The organism is Bifidobacterium amazonense, from assembly GCF_018555435.2.
GTDB classification, from domain to species: Bacteria; Actinomycetota; Actinomycetes; order Actinomycetales; family Bifidobacteriaceae; genus Bifidobacterium; species Bifidobacterium amazonense.
This window is the reverse complement of sequence record NZ_JAFEJT020000060.1, coordinates 1-19,378: the sequence shown is the minus strand read 5'-3', so window position 1 is coordinate 19,378 and position 19,378 is coordinate 1. Positions and strand designations below refer to the sequence as shown.

Annotated in this window: 19 protein-coding genes; 16 read left to right on the top strand and 3 right to left on the bottom strand. The window is 46.7% G+C overall.

Features of this window, described 5'->3' with window-relative positions:
- The 15 genes from JS533_RS11345 to JS533_RS11280 all read left to right on the top strand — a co-directional run.
- On the top strand, window positions 1-359 hold a 359-nt coding region (locus JS533_RS11345; protein ID WP_241514683.1), incomplete at its 5' end, for a GDP-mannose 4,6-dehydratase.
- Window positions 360-571: 212 nt separating this feature from the next.
- Entirely contained in the window at window positions 572-2,020 is a 1,449-nt protein-coding gene (locus tag JS533_RS11340; protein ID WP_241514682.1) for a sugar nucleotide-binding protein, read from the top strand.
- A gap of 28 nt (window positions 2,021-2,048) precedes the next feature.
- Window positions 2,049-2,951 (top strand): glucose-1-phosphate thymidylyltransferase RfbA, encoded by a 903-nt coding sequence (gene rfbA / locus JS533_RS11335; RefSeq protein ID WP_241514680.1) that lies wholly within the window; start codon window positions 2,049-2,051, stop codon window positions 2,949-2,951.
- Window positions 2,952-2,993: 42 nt separating this feature from the next.
- Window positions 2,994-4,256 (top strand): AAA family ATPase, encoded by a 1,263-nt coding sequence (locus JS533_RS11330; RefSeq protein WP_241514678.1) that lies wholly within the window; start codon window positions 2,994-2,996, stop codon window positions 4,254-4,256.
- A complete protein-coding gene (locus JS533_RS11325) occupies window positions 4,256-4,918 on the top strand; it encodes an RloB family protein (RefSeq protein ID WP_274619256.1) in 663 nt (220 codons plus the stop codon). Before JS533_RS11330 ends, JS533_RS11325 begins: the two co-directional genes overlap by 1 nt.
- A 430-nt stretch (window positions 4,919-5,348) precedes the next feature.
- Window positions 5,349-5,636, top strand: coding sequence for a hypothetical protein (locus JS533_RS11320; protein WP_241514673.1), 288 nt, complete (start codon window positions 5,349-5,351; stop codon window positions 5,634-5,636).
- A 666-nt stretch (window positions 5,637-6,302) separates the two neighbouring features.
- Window positions 6,303-6,578 (top strand): DUF1972 domain-containing protein, encoded by a 276-nt coding sequence (locus JS533_RS13730; RefSeq protein WP_274619255.1) that lies wholly within the window; start codon window positions 6,303-6,305, stop codon window positions 6,576-6,578.
- On the top strand, window positions 6,524-7,489 hold the full coding sequence (gene cps2T, locus JS533_RS11315; protein WP_338024187.1) for a beta 1-4 rhamnosyltransferase Cps2T: 966 nt from the start codon (window positions 6,524-6,526) through the stop codon (window positions 7,487-7,489). The genes JS533_RS13730 and cps2T overlap by 55 nt, the downstream gene beginning before the upstream one ends.
- Window positions 7,490-7,524: 35 nt before the next feature.
- Complete coding sequence (locus JS533_RS11310) at window positions 7,525-8,769, top strand: nucleotide sugar dehydrogenase (protein ID WP_241514671.1); 1,245 nt, start codon at window positions 7,525-7,527, stop codon at window positions 8,767-8,769.
- A 295-nt stretch (window positions 8,770-9,064) separates the two neighbouring features.
- A complete protein-coding gene (locus JS533_RS11305) occupies window positions 9,065-9,997 on the top strand; it encodes a glycosyltransferase (RefSeq protein WP_241514670.1) in 933 nt (310 codons plus the stop codon).
- Window positions 9,998-10,013: 16 nt separating this feature from the next.
- Window positions 10,014-11,162, top strand: coding sequence for a glycosyltransferase family 1 protein (locus JS533_RS11300; RefSeq protein WP_241514668.1), 1,149 nt, complete (start codon window positions 10,014-10,016; stop codon window positions 11,160-11,162).
- Between the two features lie 13 nt (window positions 11,163-11,175).
- The gene (locus tag JS533_RS11295; RefSeq protein ID WP_241514666.1) at window positions 11,176-12,243 is read left to right on the top strand and encodes an EpsG family protein; all 1,068 of its coding nucleotides are present in this window, start codon (window positions 11,176-11,178) and stop codon (window positions 12,241-12,243) included.
- 12 nt (window positions 12,244-12,255) lie between these two features.
- On the top strand, window positions 12,256-13,248 hold the full coding sequence (locus JS533_RS11290) for a glycosyltransferase (RefSeq protein ID WP_241514664.1): 993 nt from the start codon (window positions 12,256-12,258) through the stop codon (window positions 13,246-13,248).
- A 25-nt stretch (window positions 13,249-13,273) separates the two neighbouring features.
- Window positions 13,274-14,386: a polysaccharide pyruvyl transferase family protein gene (locus JS533_RS11285; RefSeq protein ID WP_241514662.1), complete on the top strand. Its 1,113-nt coding sequence runs from the start codon at window positions 13,274-13,276 to the stop codon at window positions 14,384-14,386.
- Window positions 14,387-14,426: 40 nt separating this feature from the next.
- Complete coding sequence (locus JS533_RS11280; RefSeq protein ID WP_241514660.1) at window positions 14,427-15,938, top strand: lipopolysaccharide biosynthesis protein; 1,512 nt, start codon at window positions 14,427-14,429, stop codon at window positions 15,936-15,938.
- Window positions 15,939-15,986: 48 nt separating this feature from the next.
- Here the strand turns inward: JS533_RS11280 and JS533_RS11275 are convergent, their stop codons facing one another.
- Entirely contained in the window at window positions 15,987-17,024 is a 1,038-nt protein-coding gene (locus JS533_RS11275; protein WP_241514658.1) for a nitroreductase family protein, read from the bottom strand.
- 105 nt (window positions 17,025-17,129) lie between these two features.
- Between JS533_RS11275 and JS533_RS11270 the strand changes: the two genes are divergently transcribed.
- A complete protein-coding gene (locus JS533_RS11270) occupies window positions 17,130-18,041 on the top strand; it encodes a beta-1,6-N-acetylglucosaminyltransferase (RefSeq protein ID WP_241514656.1) in 912 nt (303 codons plus the stop codon).
- Window positions 18,042-18,174: 133 nt separating this feature from the next.
- On the opposite strand, the gene JS533_RS11265 is transcribed toward JS533_RS11270, so the two are convergent.
- Window positions 18,175-18,516: a HepT-like ribonuclease domain-containing protein gene (locus tag JS533_RS11265; protein WP_241514654.1), complete on the bottom strand. Its 342-nt coding sequence runs from the start codon at window positions 18,514-18,516 to the stop codon at window positions 18,175-18,177.
- 122 nt (window positions 18,517-18,638) lie between these two features.
- A complete protein-coding gene (locus tag JS533_RS11260) occupies window positions 18,639-19,136 on the bottom strand; it encodes a nucleotidyltransferase domain-containing protein (RefSeq protein WP_241514652.1) in 498 nt (165 codons plus the stop codon).
- Window positions 19,137-19,378 lie beyond the last annotated feature (242 nt).

Here is a 19,378-nt window from a genome sequence, read left to right as displayed (position 1 = left end):
GGATCCATACGGAGGATCATTCCTCGGCGGTGTGGACGATTCTGACGAAGGGGCGTCTGGGTGAGACGTATCTGATCGGCGCGGATGGCGAGCGGAACAATCTGACCGTGCTGCGCGACATCCTGACCGTGATGGGCAGGGATCCTGATGATTTCGATTGGGTGAGGGACCGTCCGGGCCATGACCGTCGGTATGCGATCGATGCGACGAAGTTGCGGACCGAGTTGGGTTGGCGGCCGGTGCATACGGATTTCCAGAAGGGTTTGGAGCGGACGATCGCGTGGTATACGGCGAATCGTGCGTGGTGGGAGCCGGCCAAGGCCGCGACCGAAGCCAGGTACAAGGCCCAAGGCCAGTGATCGCCGCGACGCGGATGTAAAAATGGCCGCATCTCGAAGATGCGGCCCCTATAGCACGTTCAAGGATGGCGCATGGCTGAAGTGGCCTGGTTTTGTTCCGTTTCATAGCAGAGACGGAACAAAACCAGGCCACTTCATAAGGCCGAACCGTTACAGACAATGAATCCGGATAACTGTGTCATGGAATGGTTGAAAAGGAAAGGATGCTGATCATGGATTTTGAGAAGGATTTGAAAGTCACGGAGACGAACATCCCGGGTTTGTTGGTGTTTGATCTGCCGGTGCATGGTGATAGTCGTGGCTGGTTCAAGGAGAACTGGCAGCGCGCGAAGATGACCGCGTTGGGTCTGCCTGATTTCGGCCCGGTGCAGAACAACATCAGCTTCAATGCGACCAAGGGCGTGACGCGTGGCATTCATGCGGAGCCGTGGGACAAGTACATCAGTATCGCGGCTGGTTCGATTTTCGGCGCGTGGGTCGATTTGCGTCCGGGTGAGAGCTTTGGTCAGGTGTTCACGACGCGTTTGGATCCGTCGAAGGCGATCTTCGTGCCGCGCGGCGTGGGCAACAGCTTCCAGGCGTTGGAGGACGGTACGGTGTACACGTATCTGGTGAACGCGCACTGGAGTCTGGAGCAGAAGAAGACGTACACGTTCGTCAACCTGGCCGACCCGGAGTTGGACATCCGGTGGCCGATCCCGCTGTCGGAGTCGGAGCGCAGCGAGGCGGACCTGCATCACCCGATGCTCAGGGACGCCAGGCCGATGGCGCCGAAGCGCACGCTGGTGACGGGCTGCAACGGCCAGTTGGGTCGTGCGATCCGCGCGTACGCCGAAGCGCATGACTTGCAGGGTTTCGAGTATACGGACATCGACGAGTTCGACTTCTCCGATCCGGCCGCCTACGAGAAGTATGACTGGTCGCTGTACGGGACGATCATCAACGCGGGCGCGTACACGGCGGTCGACAGGGCGGAGACCGCGGAGGGGCGTCCGGTCGCGTGGAAGGCGAACGCGCAGGGTCCCGCTTTGTTGGCGCGTGTGGCGAGGGATCATCACATCACGCTCGTGCATGTCAGCTCGGACTACGTGTTCGACGGGACGGTCGAGGAGCATACGGAGTCGGAGGCGTTCGCGCCGTTGGGCGTGTACGGTCAGACCAAGGCCGCGGGCGACATCGCGGTGGCGAACGCGCCGGAGCATTATATTCTTCGTTCGAGCTGGGTGATCGGTGAGGGGCATAACTTCGTCAAGACGATGATGATGCTCTCCAACCGCGTCGCGGACCCGGCGGACGCGTTGGATCAGGTGACGGTGGTCGACGACCAGTACGGGCGCCTCACGTTCACCAGGGACATGGCCGAGGCGATCTTCCACCTGCTCGACACTCATGCCCCGTATGGCACGTACAATCTGACCGGTTCCGGCGCGGTGAGGAACTGGGCCGAGATTGCCAAGGCGGTGTTCGAGCGGACGAACGGCAACGGGGACAGGGTCAAGCCGATCAGCACCGAGGAGTATTTCGCGAACGCGAAGAACCCGGTCAGCCCGCGTCCGGTGCATTCCGCGCTCGATTTGAGCAAGATCGAGGCGGCGGGCTACACGCCGGCCGACTGGGAGAAATCCCTCACCGCATACATCGACAAAGAACTCAACAAGTAAGCACAAAACAAGAGTTAAGGAGCAGCCCATGAAGGGTATTATTTTGGCTGGTGGTTCGGGTACGCGGTTGTATCCGTTGACGACGGTGACGTCGAAGCAGTTGCTGCCGGTGTATGACAAGCCGATGATCTATTACCCGTTGAGTGTGCTGATGATGGCGGGTATTCGTGACATTCTGATTATTAGCACGCCGAAAGATCTGCCGAATTTCGAGCGTCTGCTGGGTGACGGAAGCCAGTATGGGGTCACGTTCAGTTATAAGGTGCAGCCGAGCCCGGATGGTCTGGCGCAGGCGTTCCTCTTGGGTGAGGAGTTCATTGCGGGCGAACCGTGTGCTCTGGTGTTGGGCGACAACATCTTTTACGGTAACGGTCTGGGGCGTACCCTGCGCAACGCGGTTGCGCAGGCGAGTCAGGGTGGTGCCACGGTGTTCGGCTATTACGTGGAGGATCCGGAGCGTTACGGCGTGGTGGAGTTCGATGCGGATAACAAGGCCGTGAGTATTGTGGAGAAGCCGGAGCATCCGGCGAGCAATTACGCGGTGACGGGCCTGTATTTCTATGACGAGCGTGTGGTCGAGTATGCGAAACAGGTGAAGCCGTCGGCTCGTGGCGAGTTGGAGATCACGGACTTGAACCGCATGTACTTGGAGGATGACTCGCTCAACGTGCAGACATTGGGTCGCGGTTACGCGTGGCTGGACACGGGTACGATGGACAGTCTGTATGAGGCGGGCGAGTTCGTGCGTACGGTGCAGCGTGCGCAGGGGTTGCCGATCGCGGTGGCCGAGGAGATCGCGTTCGAGAACGGGTGGATCAGCAAGGACGAGTTGATGGTCGCCGCGAACAAGTACGGCAAGAGCCCGTACGGCAAGCACTTGAAGGACGTCGCCAACGGCAAGTTCATTGTCAGATCTCGCCGCGAAGACTAAGAGAGAGGGATCGTGGTAGACACCACTATGTAAGGTAAATGCATGCTTATCAGATTTGCTGTGTCCAATTTCCGGTCTATCAATAAGACTACTGAGTTGTCGATGGTTGCAGTAGATGAAAATACCAGTAGCCCCTTCTACCAGCCAAACATAAAAGTGAATCTGGTACCGGAAGCTGCTCTTTACGGTGCCAATGCGGCGGGGAAATCTAATATTTTACTTGCCCTTCAGTGGCTGAAATATGCTGTTGCAGCTTCTCTAAAGTTTTGGGATGATACTGTTCCTATTGAGCAATTTGCTCTTGCTCAGAAAAATAATCAATCAAGCTCTTTTGAACTAGAAATGTTGGTAGATGATGTTCATTATGAGTATTATTTGGATGTCAATCGGCAACAGATTGAATATGAAGCTGTTTATATAACAAAAAAATTTGAGCGAATTTGTCTTTTTGAGAGGCAAGAGGATGATGTTGTTTTTGACAATCGTGTAATGCGGCAAGATGCTATACAGGAGCTACTTACTTCTCGTACTTTGATTTTATCTGTGATTGCAAGGTATCGAGAGCCTAATGTAATCAAGTTTGTTGATAGCATATTGAATATGCGACTTATGGGAGAGTCCATTGAAAACTATCAGATGCTTTCACTGTTGGATTCAGTTACACAGACTCGTCAGTTGTTTGATGATGACAATATGCCTCAGCCAACTTTATTTGATGAAATAGACACCGTTGCGGTATATAGAGAGCGGAGGAAGCGTGCCTTAGCATGGCTTCAAATGGCAGATCTAGGTATTAGTGGTGTCCGGATTATTAAAGATCCAGATCGGAGACGCAGGAAAAATATGGATGTTCATCTATTACATACGACACAAGGAGGTGATTTTCCGTTGGATTTTTCTCAGGAATCAGAAGGAACGAAGGTATGGTTCAACTTGATTGGTCCCATTCTCGATGTTCTTGATAGTGGTTCTCTGATGGTGTTCGACGAGCTTGATGCTAGTCTTCATCCTGTGTTGTCGGCGCAATTGCTAAAGATCTTTCGAGATCCAGAGATTAATGTTAATGGAGCGCAGATCCTGTTTTCGTCGCATGATACTAGTTTGATGAAATATTTGCATAGTGATGAAATATGGATTGTGGAAAAGCGTAATGGTGCTACAGGCCTATCGTCATTGGCCTCTTTTGATAGTGAGCGAGTGCGGAAGTCTGTTGATTTGGAGTCGGGGTATTTACACGGACATTTTGGTGGTATCCCAAATATTGATCTTGCGCAATTATTGCGAAGCAAAGGAGTTTCGATTTAATGGGACGACGGCATGATCGACCGCATAGTTTAAGACGAAAAGGTATTGCTTCTCGGAAGGAGAAGATAGTTTTCCGAGTTTTCACAGAGGGTTCGGTGACTGAGGTGGAGTATATTAATGCGATAAAACGACTCCCATCTATTGCTGAACGGTTCCATATTGAAATCGACGATTTACATGGTGCTCCAAGAAATTTGATGGATAAAGCTATTAATGTATTACGCGGCAATCAAGAAATTAATCAATGCTGGTGTGTTTTTGATGTAGAATGGCCTGCATCTCATCCGCATGACCACCACCCATATCTTCAAGATGTAATTCGCCGATCAGATCAATATGAACATATAAGATGTGCGATATCGAATCCAACATTTGAATTTTGGTTGATACTACATCACAAATATGAGAATAGGTTTTTACTTAATGAAGATGCTGAAAAAGAGCGACATCAACTTGATGGGAGTATAGACAAAAGTCTTTTTGGTAAGAAGAGTGGTGATATATATGATGCTGAATGGTATGCTTTGCATTGTGAAATTGCTTGTAAAAATGCAGTAAAGCTTGATCAATGGCGTGCGCTATCTGCCTCATTTCCTAATAATAATCCATCTTCAACTATGACTTCTTTCATTAAGGAGCTTGGTTTATATAATCAAGATTGATATTGAAGACATGGACGCAACTGATAGGTTAATTGTATGGGCATTTGAATAATCCCTTGGATATCTTCAGACGCGTTATATCTTGCTCTCTATCAAGATTGGGAACAAAAACTAGGCCACTCCGAAGCGCCTGCACGCCTCGCTGGGCTACAGGACACCACAGGGGACGTGGAGAACGAGTATTATCAACAACAGACGGCACAAGCCGTCTCATAGCAGAGACGGAACAAAAACCAGGCCACTTCAGTAGTCCTTTTGGAGGTATTGGTGAATATTTGATTTTCTGAGCACGTTGGTTATTGTGGTTCGGCACTGTCGCTGGCTTGTGTGGTTATTGGTGTTTGGCACTGTGATTATTGTGGTTTAGCGCCGGTTGGGTTAGTCTCCTTTCACCCATGCGATGGTCGCGTGGGTGAAAGGAGCATCGACGATGGTACGCAGGATCAAGGCGGAGCTCGTGCTCAGGCTTCGTGAACAGGGGCTGTCGCGTAATGCGATAGCCATGGGTTATGGCATGTCGAAGCATAGCGTGATCGACGTGTTCGATGCCGCCGACCGACTTGGCGTCTCGTATGGGGACGTGGAGACGAAATCTGATGACGAGGTGTATGGCGGAGGCGGTACCCACGCCGATGTCATCATGGACAGGATCGTGCACAGCACCACTTGGATAGAAACCGGCGACTGGAACATGCGAACACGCGCCCGGGGCAAGTAGTCATCACCGGGCCCCATAAGGACCGGGATGGCATCACCAGTGCGCAGCAACCACGCACACTGGTGCCACACCGCAATAACACCCGGTACTCAAACTTCCAAATAATCAGTTTTGGCGACGAACAGGGGGGGGCTTACCGGTGTCGTGGCGGGATTCCATGAGTCCGAGCAGGAAGGCACGGAAGAGTGTACTGGCGGGTCGAACAGCCATTCGACCGGGTGCTAGAACCGTATAGGTGTTGTAGCGTTTGAGTAATTTCGAACGTCCTCGCGGCTTGTCGGCCGCCTGACGTCATTCCTCTTCGAGGTTAGGGACATGGATGTTATCGGGTGTGGTACTGCCGTGGCACGGCGGGCCCGTGCGCAGATGATCTGGTTCTTGCCGGATTCGCAGCAGCCTTGGGCGACGATGTTGCAGTAGACAAGACGGACGAGGACTGTCTGGCTCATCGCAGTCGCCCGCACCCAGCAGTCGCATCCAACAATCGAGATCAGCGGTCGTGTAAATCTGTGCCCCCTACTAGAGTTAGGGGGCAGAATGGGACATGAACGTGAGTGTTCGCGACACGAAAGGGACAGGGCTGTGGTTGTATATGCCATTTCATCGCTTCTGGGCATTCGTGGCAGCCTGCTTTGGCAGATGCGCTGACCGGGCACTACCGTAACGATGCAGGGGAGAGATGAAACGGTGCAGCATGTGTTCATTGTCGGATCGAAGGGGATACCGGGCAATTATGGCGGATATGAGACCTTTGTTGACCGTCTTACGGAGTATCACGCCGATAACCGCAATCTGAAGTACCATGTGGCGTGCAAGTCCAATGGCGATAGGGGGGGGGGCGATTCTCCTACCATAACGCGGACTGTTTCAAGGTTGAGGTCCCGAACATCGGCCCGGCGCAGGCAATCTATTATGATGTTGCGGCGCTTAATAATTGTGTGAAGTATATTCGCACGAACCATATCCCGCATCCGATCGTCTATGTGCTTGCATGCCGTATCGGGCCGTTCATGGCTCATTTCGAACGCGTGATCCACAAGCTGGGCGGAAAACTCTACATCAATCCGGACGGTCACGAATGGATGCGTGCCAAGTGGAGTGCGCCGGTGCGTAAGTATTGGAAGATCTCCGAGCAGATGATGACCAAGCATTGCGATTTGTTGGTGTGCGATTCCAAGAACATGGAAACGTACATTCACGACGAGTATGCGAAGTATGACCCGCAGACGTTGTTCATTGCATACGGTGCGGAGACTCGCGCGAGCAAGCTTGCGGACGATGATCCGAAGCTGTTGGATTGGTACAAGTCCAAGGGGTTGTCTGCGAAGTCGTATTATCTGGTGGTTGGCCGGTTCGTGCCGGAAAACAATTACGAGACGATGATTCGTGAATTCATGAAGAGTGATTCCAAGCATGATTTCGCGTTGATCACGAACGTGAGCGATAAGTTCCTTGAGGAGCTGAAGGCGAAGACCGGATTCGATAAGGATCCGCGCATCAAGTTCGTGGGCACGGTGTACGACAAGGAACTGCTCATGAAGATCCGTGAGAATGCGTATGCGTACTTCCATGGTCATGAGGTGGGTGGCACGAATCCAAGCCTGTTGGAGGCTCTTGGCAGTACTGATGTGAACTTGCTGCTCAAGGTCGGTTTCAATCAGGAAGTGGCTGAGGATGCGGCGCTCTACTGGACGAAAGAGCCAGGAAACTTAGCCGCTTTGATCAACAAGACCGATGCTATGAGCTCTGATGATGTTCATCAGTTGGGACGGAAAGCCAAGCAGCGTATCGCCGACGCCTATAGTTGGCAATTCATTGCCGATGAATATGAAAAGCTGTTTGTATCGGAATAGACTAAAACTTAACTCAATAATCAAAGGAGTTTATTATGAAGATTGCGGTTGCCGGTACCGGCTATGTAGGCTTGTCGGTGGCGTTGCTGTTGTCGCAGCATAATCAGGTCCATGCATTGGATATCGTCCCTGAGAAAGTGGAGTTGCTGAATCAAGGCAAGAGTCCGATTGTCGACACTGAGATCACTCGCTTTCTGAATGGCAAGCAGGATGGTTCGATGAGTCTGGACTTCACTGCCACGTTGGACCCGAAACTGGCGTATTCCGGTGCGGATTTTGCTGTGGTGGCGACGCCGACGAACTATGATCCTCAGAAAAACTATTTCGATACCTCCAGCGTGGAAGCGGCAATCGCTGCGATCCGCGAGCAGGATCCGACGGCGTGGATCGTGATCAAGTCGACGATTCCGGTGGGCTATACCGCGTCGTTGCGTGAGAAGCTGGGGGATAAGCGCATTATCTTCTCTCCGGAGTTTCTGCGCGAAGGTCATGCGCTGTATGACAATCTGCATCCGTCCCGTATTGTGGTTGGGGTGCCGGCGGACGATCCGGAAGCTGTTGAGGCCGCTCGCACTTTTGCAGGGTTGCTTGCGCAGGGGGCGGATCCGGCTGAGAAGGACCGTGTGAATGAAGACGGCTCCAAGGGTATTCCGCAACTGGTGTGCGGCCCGACCGAGGCCGAGGCGATCAAGCTGTTTGCGAATACATATCTGGCTCTGCGCGTGGCGTATTTCAACGAATTGGATACGTATGCGGAGGCGCGTGATTTGGACGCAGGACAGATCATCAAGGGTGTTTGCCTTGATCCGCGTATTCGGAATCAGTACAACAATCCGAGCTTTGGCTACGGCGGTTACTGCCTTCCGAAGGATTCCAAGCAGTTGCTGGCTAACTATGCTAAAGTACCACAGAACCTGATCGGTGCTATCGTGGCCGCGAACGTCACACGTAAGGATTTCATTGCCGATGAGGTGCTTGCTCGTGTTGCCGGCAAGGTGCATCCGGTAGTTGGCATTTACCGTCTGACGATGAAGAGCGGGTCGGACAACTTCCGTCAGTCTTCGATCCAGGGCGTGATGAAGCGTGTCAAGGCGAAGGGCGTGGACGTGTTGGTGTATGAGCCGACACTGGATGCTCCTGATTTCTTTGGTAGCGAGGTGACGCACGATCTGGATGCCTTCAAACAGCGTGCCGATGTGATCGTCGCGAACCGTTGGAACACTGAACTCGCAGATGTCGAAGACAAGGTCTATACGCGAGACCTCTTCAAACGTGACTGATTAGTGAATTGATTATTGGACAGGTGAGCGGCGAATGGATCTTATAGTAATTCCTTTTCACGATTGCAAAAAATGGATTAGTGAAGGTTATAGAACAAGAGATGCTCACCTTGTTCAACATTTCAATGAAAGTGATCGTATCGGCAAGATACTGGTCGTTAATCGTCCTGTTTCGTTAGCCGAGCAGCTTCTTAAGAGAATGTCTTGGAAGACGCCTGAGACGACGGTACTAGATTCATCGAGATCGTACTGCCTTTCGCAGCTAGAATCGAAAATATACTGTGTCGATTCATTCTTGCCTGATTTTCTCAAGGTGGCCCGCGAGAAAAAGGCGTGGTGGTTCTCCGCATTCGAAAATGGCCATACGATCGCTTCGATTAAACGGGCAGTCGATTACTTGCAGCTTGATAAGCCGGTGATTCTCCTCCAGAATCCTATGGCTATAGGTGCGGTACGGTCGATAGATCATTCCTTGTTCTCTTTTGACGCTATTGATAACTGGCTTTTCCACCCGCAAATGACATCGAATCATGAGCGTGTCGAAAAAGGATACCAATATGTGCAGGAAAATGCTGATGTGATCTTTACGGTTTCGCAATCACTATGTGATTTCTTCAACTCTCGAGGTAAAGCGTACTGGATTCCCAATGGCGTTGATCCGGAATTCTTTGCTCCGGCGAGACGAAGTTATGATGGAGGGAAAATAACGGTCGGTTATACCGGGAAGATTCAAGATCGAGTGGATTTTGATCTTGTCGAACAATGCTTGAAACAGTATCCGGATGTTGATTTTGTGTTTGCTGGTCCAGTCTATTCTCAGAAAGGCACCATTGATAGATTAGACAGGGAATATAGCAATATTCGTTTCCTAGGTGATATCCAGTATGACAAATTACCTTTTGTGATGAAAGATTTTGATATCACGATTATTCCTCACAAGGTGGATTCTTTCACCGCAAGTATGAATCCTTTGAAGTTATACGAGTATCTTGCTGCTGGAAAACCTGTTTTATCTACAAACGTTGCTGGAACATCTGATATTTCCAGGTATGTACATATAGCGGAATCTTCTCATGATTTTGTAGAAGAATTAGGTGTTTTTGTTTTGAATGTTAAGAGCGGAAAGATCGATGCACAACTTGTAAGTAATTCAATCCCAGAAAAATTTACATGGTCACATCAATCTGCTGAAATTATAAAACTTATGGAAACTGTACTTAAGAATTGATTTTAAAGGAATAGTCGTGACAAATCAGCCGTTGAGAGTGTTAAATGTGACTACAGTACTTCGGGCTGCAGGTATTGAATCATTTATAATGAATATGTATCGTCATATGGACCGTGATCAGGTTCAGTATGACTTCATGGTTATGCGTAATGAAAAAGAGTATTATGATAATGAAATTTGTAAACTTGGCGGTAGGAAATATACTATCAGTGTGCCTTTTAATAATACGTTAATACGTATTATAATAGAAAGTTTTATGCTTTATTTTTTCTTGAGGAAAAATAAGTATCGCATTGTGCATATTCATGCAACTACCTCTTTAAGGGCTTTCTATTTATTGGCAGCAAAGATGGCTGGAGTTCCAGTTCGTATCTATCATTCACACAGCGCCTATGTATCTGGGAAAAGTTCTGTTAAGCTTCGTATATATCAGTGGTGTCGATCTCACATAACAAGATGGGCAACAGATTATTTCGCTTGTTCCACTGCGGCTGCCGAATGGGTCTTTGATTCACATATCATTTCGCAAAAGAAGTATGAACTGATGCCCAATGGCATAGATGTAGACAAATTTAGATTTAATCAGTTATCTCGAAATGAGATACGACAAGAGCTCAATATAAACGATGACTTTGTAGTGGCTCATACTGGGAGATTCCTTGATCAGAAGAATCATTCATTTTTAATTGATGTTTTTAGTGAGATTCATGTGCAGAACCCGAATTCTCGCCTTCTTTTATTAGGAACTGGTGAACTTGTCAAATCAATCCAGCAAAAGGTAGATAGACTCGGACTTTCTGATCGAGTAATTTTTTTGGGAGTACGTTCAGATGTAGACAAAATCTTGTCTTCTGCTGATTGCTACGTTATGCCTTCGTTATATGAGGGTTTGCCGGTTGCTGCGGTTGAAGCTGAATGTTCGGGACTTCCTTGTTTTCTCTCTGATAATATCACGAAGGAGGTTGCGCTAACGAGCAAGACGTATTTTTTGCCGCTTAACTTAGGTGCAAAGCAGTGGGCACAATATGTGTACCAACATTCTTCAGATTCATTGCGTCATGACGAGTCAGAAGTTATTGCAGAACATGGGTATGATGTAAAAGAAGTTGCGAGCAAATTGCAGTCCTTTTATCAATTCTCTGTAAGCAAAAACAGTCGTAGATGATATAGGTATAGTAATGTTAATTTATTGCGGTGTATATCTGGTTTCATTTATTTTGTCTGCTATTTATGAGAAAACAAAAGGGTTATTGCAAAATGTAGTATTTGCTATGCTGGGTTTAATTCCAGCAACGGTATCCGGTCTTCGCGCTGTTGGAACTGACTACTACACTTACTTAGATCGCTTTGAAACAATAGCCGGAGGCAATGCTGGGTCAACGAATGATTTTTCGTTGTTTTATATTTTGATGAAATCAGTTCAGGCTATTGGACTTGGATATCAAACTTATATTTTCATTATTTCTTTTTTGACCGTATTTGTCGCATTATGGACTATATGTTACTTTAAAAATTACATCTCTTTTCCTCTTGCATCTATAACATATTTTCTGGTTTTATATCAATTATCTTTCAACATATTCAGGCAAATATTCTCTGCAGAATTATTCTTTTTGGGAACTTTTTTATTTTTGCGGGGGAAAAAGTCCTCGGTGCTATTGCTTGTAATTTCAGTTTTATGTCATTCTTCCTTAATTCCATTCATAGGTATTTTCTTGGTTTTTCTTTTTATTGAATCTATTGATAGTGGAAGATTTTTGTTTTTAATATATATCATCGGAGCTGCTTTAGTTTTCTCGCTTCCACTGATCTCTTCTCTTGCTGTATTTGTTGTTAGTCATTTTTCACATTATGCATATTATATGATTAATTTTAACTACAGACCTTTTGGATTGGGGGCTTTTAGATTTATTTTTCTTGTAGGTGTACCTTATTGTATTTATGTACGCTATAAAAAGCAATCTGATATATATATAGACTTCTGTATGTACATGTGTATGATCGGAACTCTTTTGTGGTTTACTTCGTATGTCTCTACTTCCCTTATGTATCGACTTGGATATAATGGTTTAATTGCGCTCCCTATTATTATAGGTTATTGTTCGGCTAGACTTGAGTATTTATTAAAGTATATCTACAATATTTTTATTATCCTCTTGTTGATTTTCTTCTGCTGGTATGATTTTGTTTATCTGGGTGCCAATGAGACTGTTCCTTATATTTTTTATTGGGAAGCCTATCTTTAATTGGAGTGAAATATGAACAATGGCGATCAGTTGATTATCAGTTTTATAATTCCTGTATTTAATTCAGAGAAAGATATTGCTAATTTATTAAATCGAATCATATCTCTTTATAATGAGAGAATAGAGATTATTGTTGTCGATGATGGATCAAGTGATTCGTCTCTTGAAATTATTAATAAATTCTGTTGTAAGTATAGTTATATTCATGCTGTTAGCCAAGAGAATAAAGGTGCCAGCTCGGCTAGGAATTTGGGATTGCGACTTGCTTCTGGTCAATATGTCGCTTTCGTTGATAGTGACGATGATCTTTCTGATGACTATGTTGATCTGCTCTCTTCTGTATGTGAAAAACACTGTCCGGATTTAATTCAGTTTAATTGGCTTCAAGGGGGATCGGATACTGTCTTCTCTAACATAGATTTCATTAAAGAAGATGGATCCATGGAGATTGGTAATTATATACGAGATGTCTTGTCTCAAAAGTATAACCAACCTTGGAATAAGCTATTTTCTCTTCGTGTGCTCAGAGAACATCAAATTTATTTTGATGAATCAATGATTATTGGTGAAGATTTTTGTTTTCTACTCAATTATCTGTATTATGTTAATTCTGTTTATGCTGTAAGTTCTTGTTTATATAGATATGAGTTTCGTGATAACAGCATTTGCGATAAAGTCTCTCCTTCTTATTTTAGTGATTATGATAAGATGTATAGTTCAATGTTGTCTTTAATTCATAATCTTTCTCTTAATCCTAGCTTCGAAAAAAACGCCTCAGATTCGATTGTTCGAACAATATTTAGAGGTATTGGTCATTGTATTAGGAATAAATACAGTTTAAAAAACATTGGGAATGCCTTGAACATGACTTCTGTTCTTTATGGAGTTGATTATAGAATGTTATCTGGTATCTCAATTATTAGGCTAGTCTTGATCAGGTTGCGGTTGTATCGCGTTATATATTTTCTTATGTATATACGCAGACGTGGACGTTCTCGTATTTGATTAATATAGTATTGAGGTATTTCGCATGACAAAAATTTCTATTCTTACGATTAACGATCCTATCAATTATGGAAATCGTCTTCAGAACTATGCTCTTCAAAGGGTTTTGAAGCGATATGGGAATGTTAATACTTTGAATTTGCCTAATGAGAGGACTAGTTCTCTAATTTATAACATTCGAATGCATATTAAAAATATTTTCCGACCTTTTTTACTTCATTGTTTTTCTCTTCTTAGTGATTCGTTTGGTTTAGCTTCCAAGAGAAGAATAAACTTTGATAAGTTTTCTAACAATTATATTGAAACAGATAAATCTGTTATTGTGTTGAGACGGAAGTACAGTTTTCATAATGATTGTTTAGTGATTGGGTCAGACCAGGTATGGAATGACCAGATCCTTGCTTCTGATGAACTTTTGCCTCTTCGTCTCGGTGCTTTTGTGTCTAATGGTCATGTAATTAGTTATGCGGCAAGTTTTGGTGTTTCTCAAGTAGTCCCTAAATCTTATTCAATTTTTGATAAATATTTGCATCGTATGTCTGCGATTTCTGTTCGTGAGGATCGCGGTGCCGAGCTTGTTAAAGAGATTTCGGGTTTGGACGCAACTGTTGTTTTGGACCCTACGTTGATGCTTACTACTGATGACTGGAAGACAGTTATCGCGGGTGATTTTGTTCCTTCGAATGATCGGTATGTGCTGACATATTTTCTAGGTGATCCTTCGGCTCAGCAGGAGCATGTGATTCAAGAGTGTGCAAAGGCTCATGGTTGTCGTGTACGTCGAATGTTGGACTTAAGAGATCCAGAAACGTATGTGGCTGGTCCTGCTGATTTTGTGGAATTGTTTTCCAAAGCAGAGTATGTGTTTACGGATTCATATCATGCGTGTTGTTTCTCGATTCTGTTCGAGAAACAATTCAAGGTGTTCAATCGTGCTAATTTTTCTGGTAAGTCGAGCATGAATTCTCGTATGCAGACGTTATTCCGTCTATTTGAGTTGGATGATTTAATGGATGACGATGCTAAGCTGACACACATTGATTATGTGCATGTAAATCAGCTTCTTGACCATCATCGTAAAGCGTCTCGAGAATGGCTAGATCAGGCAATGACGAAGATCGGTGTTGTATCTCGTTGACTGTGCTTGGTCTGCGTAAAGGTGTTTGAGAGGAGGATATATGGTTTCGCAACGTAGAGCGGGTGCGGTTCTCGGTTATGCCAACGTGGTCGCAAAGAATCTGGTGAATCTGCTGTATGTGCCGTTACTCCTGCATTTCTTGGGACAGGGCGATTATGGTGTGTTCCAGATGACCAACAGCGTAGTGTTCGCACTGACCCTGTTGAGCGCGGGTTTCTATGGTAGTTATGTACGCTTTTATATGCGTGAGAGGGCTCATGGCACTGAGCAGGGCGTTCGTCGACTGAATGGCATGTTCTTACTTGTCTATATCGTTGTCGCTTGCATGTGTCTGGTCGGCGGGTTGTTGCTGATCGTGAACGTGCACAGTCTGTTCTCTGGTGGTTTGACACCACGAGAGGTAGGATTGGCACGCGAGCTGTTGATGATCATGAGTGTGAATATTGCTGTACAGCTGATGTCCACGCCGTTTGACTCATATATAGTGGCGCATGAGCGGTTCACGTTTCAACAGACCCGGCAGCTGTTCACCACGTGTGCGATGCCGTTGCTTGCGATCCTGTTGTTGTATTTAGGCCTAGGGGCCGTGGGCGTGGCCTGTGCGCAGCTGACCATCAGTTCGATCCTACTGTTTTTAAATGTGCGGTATGCAGTGCGCGCATTAGGCATGCGGTTCACATTCACCGGATTGCAATGGAACCTATTCAAGGCGATTGCTGTATTCAGCTTCTGGATCTTCCTGAATCAAATTTTCGATCTTGTGAATAACAACGTGCCTAATTTCCTTTTGGGTGCGATGGCGAGCTCCACTGCAGTCGCCACGTTCGCGATCGCAGTGCAGATCAGGAACATCTTCTTCTCGATGAGCACGACTATGTCGAATGTGTTTGTGCCCCAGATCAACAGGATCGTTGCCGAGCACGATGACAACGACAAACTTACCAAGCTCATGACTAGGGTTGGGCGATACCAGATGATCCTGTTTTGGTTCATATACGGCGGATTCGTGGTTGTCGGCCAGAACTTTGTGAAGATTTGGGCAGGCGCCGCCAATGTGGATGCTTATTGGCTGAGCTTGACGATGACCCTGCCGGTCATGATCCCGTTGACGCAGAATACCGGCATTGAGATTCAGCGTGCGAAGAATCGGCATAAGGTACGCAGTCTTATCTATATTCTTACGTCACTGATCGATATCATCATCAGTATCCTGTTCATTCCCACGTTCGGCTATTGGGCCACCGCATGGGGGTACGTGGCAAGTATTTTGCTGGGCACAGGACTGTTCATGAACTGGTACTATCACTGTCGGATCGGTCTCGATATGGGATATTTCTGGAAGAATATGATGCCAACGATCCTAACCAGTTTTACTGTGACTGTACTTTGCTGGCTTGTTGCCCATGTGGCCGCACTGCCGGACCTGGTAAGTCTGCTTGTGTTCGGTGTATTGTACTGTCTCGTTTATGCGATGACGGCATGGTTGTTTATAGCCAACAAGCAGGAACGCGATATGATACGTGGCAGACTACTCCGTCAAATGCGAAAGTGATGAGTATGGTGAATGCCAGAAAAGTGACCTGGCATTCACCACGTCTGCTTATCGGATAATCGTTGTGATTCGGTCAGCGGAGTAGCGATGGGACATGCATACATGAGCGTGTTCTGGGTAATGTCCCGTGGCAATGTACATGACAGGAAGTTCGTAGTCCGGGATATTGAGGATCTCCCGAGTTTTCTGATCCTGCTCCTTATTGAACATGGCGTTGAGCGGACATGCCGCGAGTCCTACGTATTCAAGTGCGTATAGCAGCGACATTGCAAATAGTCCGCCATCCACGAATGGCTCGTTGCGTTCGGCGTGATTCATGAATGCTCTGATATCGGACGTGATAAAGAGCAGAGCCGGCGGGGTGGAATATCCGCGATAACCGCCCTGAATCCCCATCAGCTGCTGGATGATCTCCGGGTTGAGGATCTCATATACACGAGTAGCCTGCCGGTTACACACTGAAGGGGTCTTCATCGAGATGCTGACGGCTTCATGCAGTTCCGCTTCGTTTACGGGTATCGGGCTGAACTCTCGGATCGCGAAACGATGTTCGGCTAGTGATTTGAAATCAAGCGTTCGGTTCATGGCCTTCGTCGATCGATCAATGGTCAATGCTCCTGCCAGATCCGATTTGGCCTGTTCGATTCGTTGCCACAAAACGGCAGAAAACAGTGGCTTCATATATGATAAGTCAAAACCAACTGACTCATGTTTTTCAATATACGCATGCAACGCCGAGAGTGCCTGCCGGTAAACGAACCCTGTCACCGATTCTGGATCGGATTGCTCAAGGCGGGGAAGCAGAACAGACAGGCTCTTGAGAACGCTCCTGCCGAATCCGGGGCGAAAATCAGCATGGCTTAGACCTTTTTCGATCTGATGTGTATGGAAAAGGATCTGGGTCTCGATTTGGCCTCGGCTAAGGGAATCTTGACGAGACTGATACTTCGAAAAACGACGACGTTGGTTATTGGTTTCGGATATGAGCTTAGAATTTTCTTTTGCTTCATAATACTTGTGGAGAACCAGTTTAATGCCACTGAGAACGGGATCTGGCAAAATTTTTTTAATTGTATTTTTAAGCATTTATCTCCTTTGTTTGCTTGGTGTATATAATATTACTTTGTTGCAAAGACTGTGGTGTACTGTAGACTTTAGAAAAGTCTACATGATGTTTTAGTATATGGTAATATGACATCTCGGCATGCGTATCTTTTAATGGTTCATAAATCAATTGGGCAAGTTGAAAAGCTGTGTCGTCTGTTGGATGATAATCGGAACGATTTATATGTGCATGTCGATGATAATGTTCGTGATGTCGATATATGGCAGACCCGTCTGCATAATGCTGTAAAGAACGCCAAACTTGTTTTTGTTCCTCGTGTCGCAGTTAGCTGGGGAGGATTTTCGCAGATTAAGGCGGAACTTAGTCTACTGGATACAGCTGTAAATGATCGTACTCATACATACTATCATTTAATTTCAGGGGCAGACTTGCCTCTGCGAAATCAAGATCAGATACATTCTTTCTTTGATATGCATCAAGGTAAAGAATTTGTATCTTTAGGTACTCTGGATTATCAAAAAACTATCGAATCAAGAGTTCGTTACTGGTATATCTGGCAGGAATATATAGGCAATGCACATAGCACTCTTCGCAGAATTCTTCGCAAAGTGCAGAGGGCATATATTGCCCTGCAACGAGTGTTCGATGTCAACTTGAATAGTCATAATGATATAAAACATTATTATGGTGGTGCTAATTGGTTTAGCATCACCGAATCTTTTGCTATATATATACTTGCTCATAGAGACTGGATTCATGATACCTTTAGAAAAGGTAAGTGTGTTGATGAGGTCTTTGTTCAAACACTATTGCTTAACTCCGAGTTTTCAGAAAATAGATATCTCGGTGTGCAATTTGATGATGGGCCATATTCGATTATGCGTGATATCGACTGGAAGCGTGGACATCCGTATGTATGGCGCTCTGGTGATTTTAATGAACTCATATCTTCGGATTTCTTGTTCGCAAGAAAATTTGACGAGGATATTGATGGTAATATTATTGATCGTATTTACAAATTCGTTGTTGCCGAATAGTTTTTTTTTGTTGTTTATCGTCTGTGCATACAAAATCTCATGCATTATCAATGTGAATGTGCGAACATCACATCTTGCGTTTTTCCTTGTCTCCTCTCTTATTTGAAGCCTCGCATACAGGGGAGACCGCCGTTCATATGCGTGGCACATTGAACGGGTCTGCAGAGCGTTGTTCGACATGTCGCAGCCTATCGATATACGGTTGCAACACGTTGATTACCTGCGGCAGCTCTTCCGTGACGGCCTGGTAAAGTCGTGCAAAATCAAGCTCGTCATAATCGTGGACGATCCAGTCTCGCGTGCCGGCGATGGCTTTCCATTCGGTCTGCGGCTCTGCGACTCGAAATTCGCGCGACAATCCCTTGACGTGTTCGCCGACTCGCGCCACTGCCATCGCGACGGCGTTCTGCGTCTTGTCGTCCGTGCTGAATTCTTCCAGCGTCATATCGCCTAGAAACCGCTGGGCGTCACGCATGGCTCGCATGATGGCGACGATATGTATGGCGTCTCGCTCTGTGCTGTCAGCGTGCTCCGTATGGCACGAAACGGTATCGGCGTGGGGCATGGAACGGTCCTTACTTTCAATGGGGGTGTACTTTATACGATGCGGTACATGGGGTGCGAGGTGATGCTGTTGGCGAACAACACCCGTTGTATTTCCTTGAGCCGATCCGGCTGCGGTTGGGTAAGATACTCCTTGTGCACCAAGTCGACATTTCGTCCGAACGTGGATTTCAGATCGTCTCGCAGTGCAATGACATCGATGGTGGGATTGGCTTCCGGGGAAAAGTGGTAGATGAAATCGATGTCCGAATCGGCATGCCCCTCGCCCCGGGCCATTGATCCGAACAAGTACAGTTCGTCAACTTTGTGCCGTACTGCGATCGGTCGGGCGATTGCGGCGATATGTTGTGGTGTGGTTCGGCGTGAAATATCGTCGAGTGCCTGTTCGTATCGTTCCAAAAATGTTTGAGTGGGATTGCCGTGTAGCGCGCGGGACAATACAGGTGCGCTGACTCCCATCGCCTGTGCGACGGAGTTCTGTGAAAATCCGCGTTCCTCGCGGATCTCGTTCAGCTGTTCGATAGTGCGCATGCCACTGATATTAGCATAAAAGCTAACATGAGTAGGTAGCTCGAATTCAATCCTTGTTATTGCTTATCAATGCAAAGGTTAATCGGTTTTTCTTTCTAGGCAATACATTTTTTTGATGGGCCGCTCTCGGAACGTGGGTTCTGGGAGCGGCCCGGTTGGTTATGTTGTGCTGATTATGTTGGCTGGTTGGTGGTTATTGTTTGGCGATGCAGTTGGGGGTTACGTTGGTGATGGATTGGCCT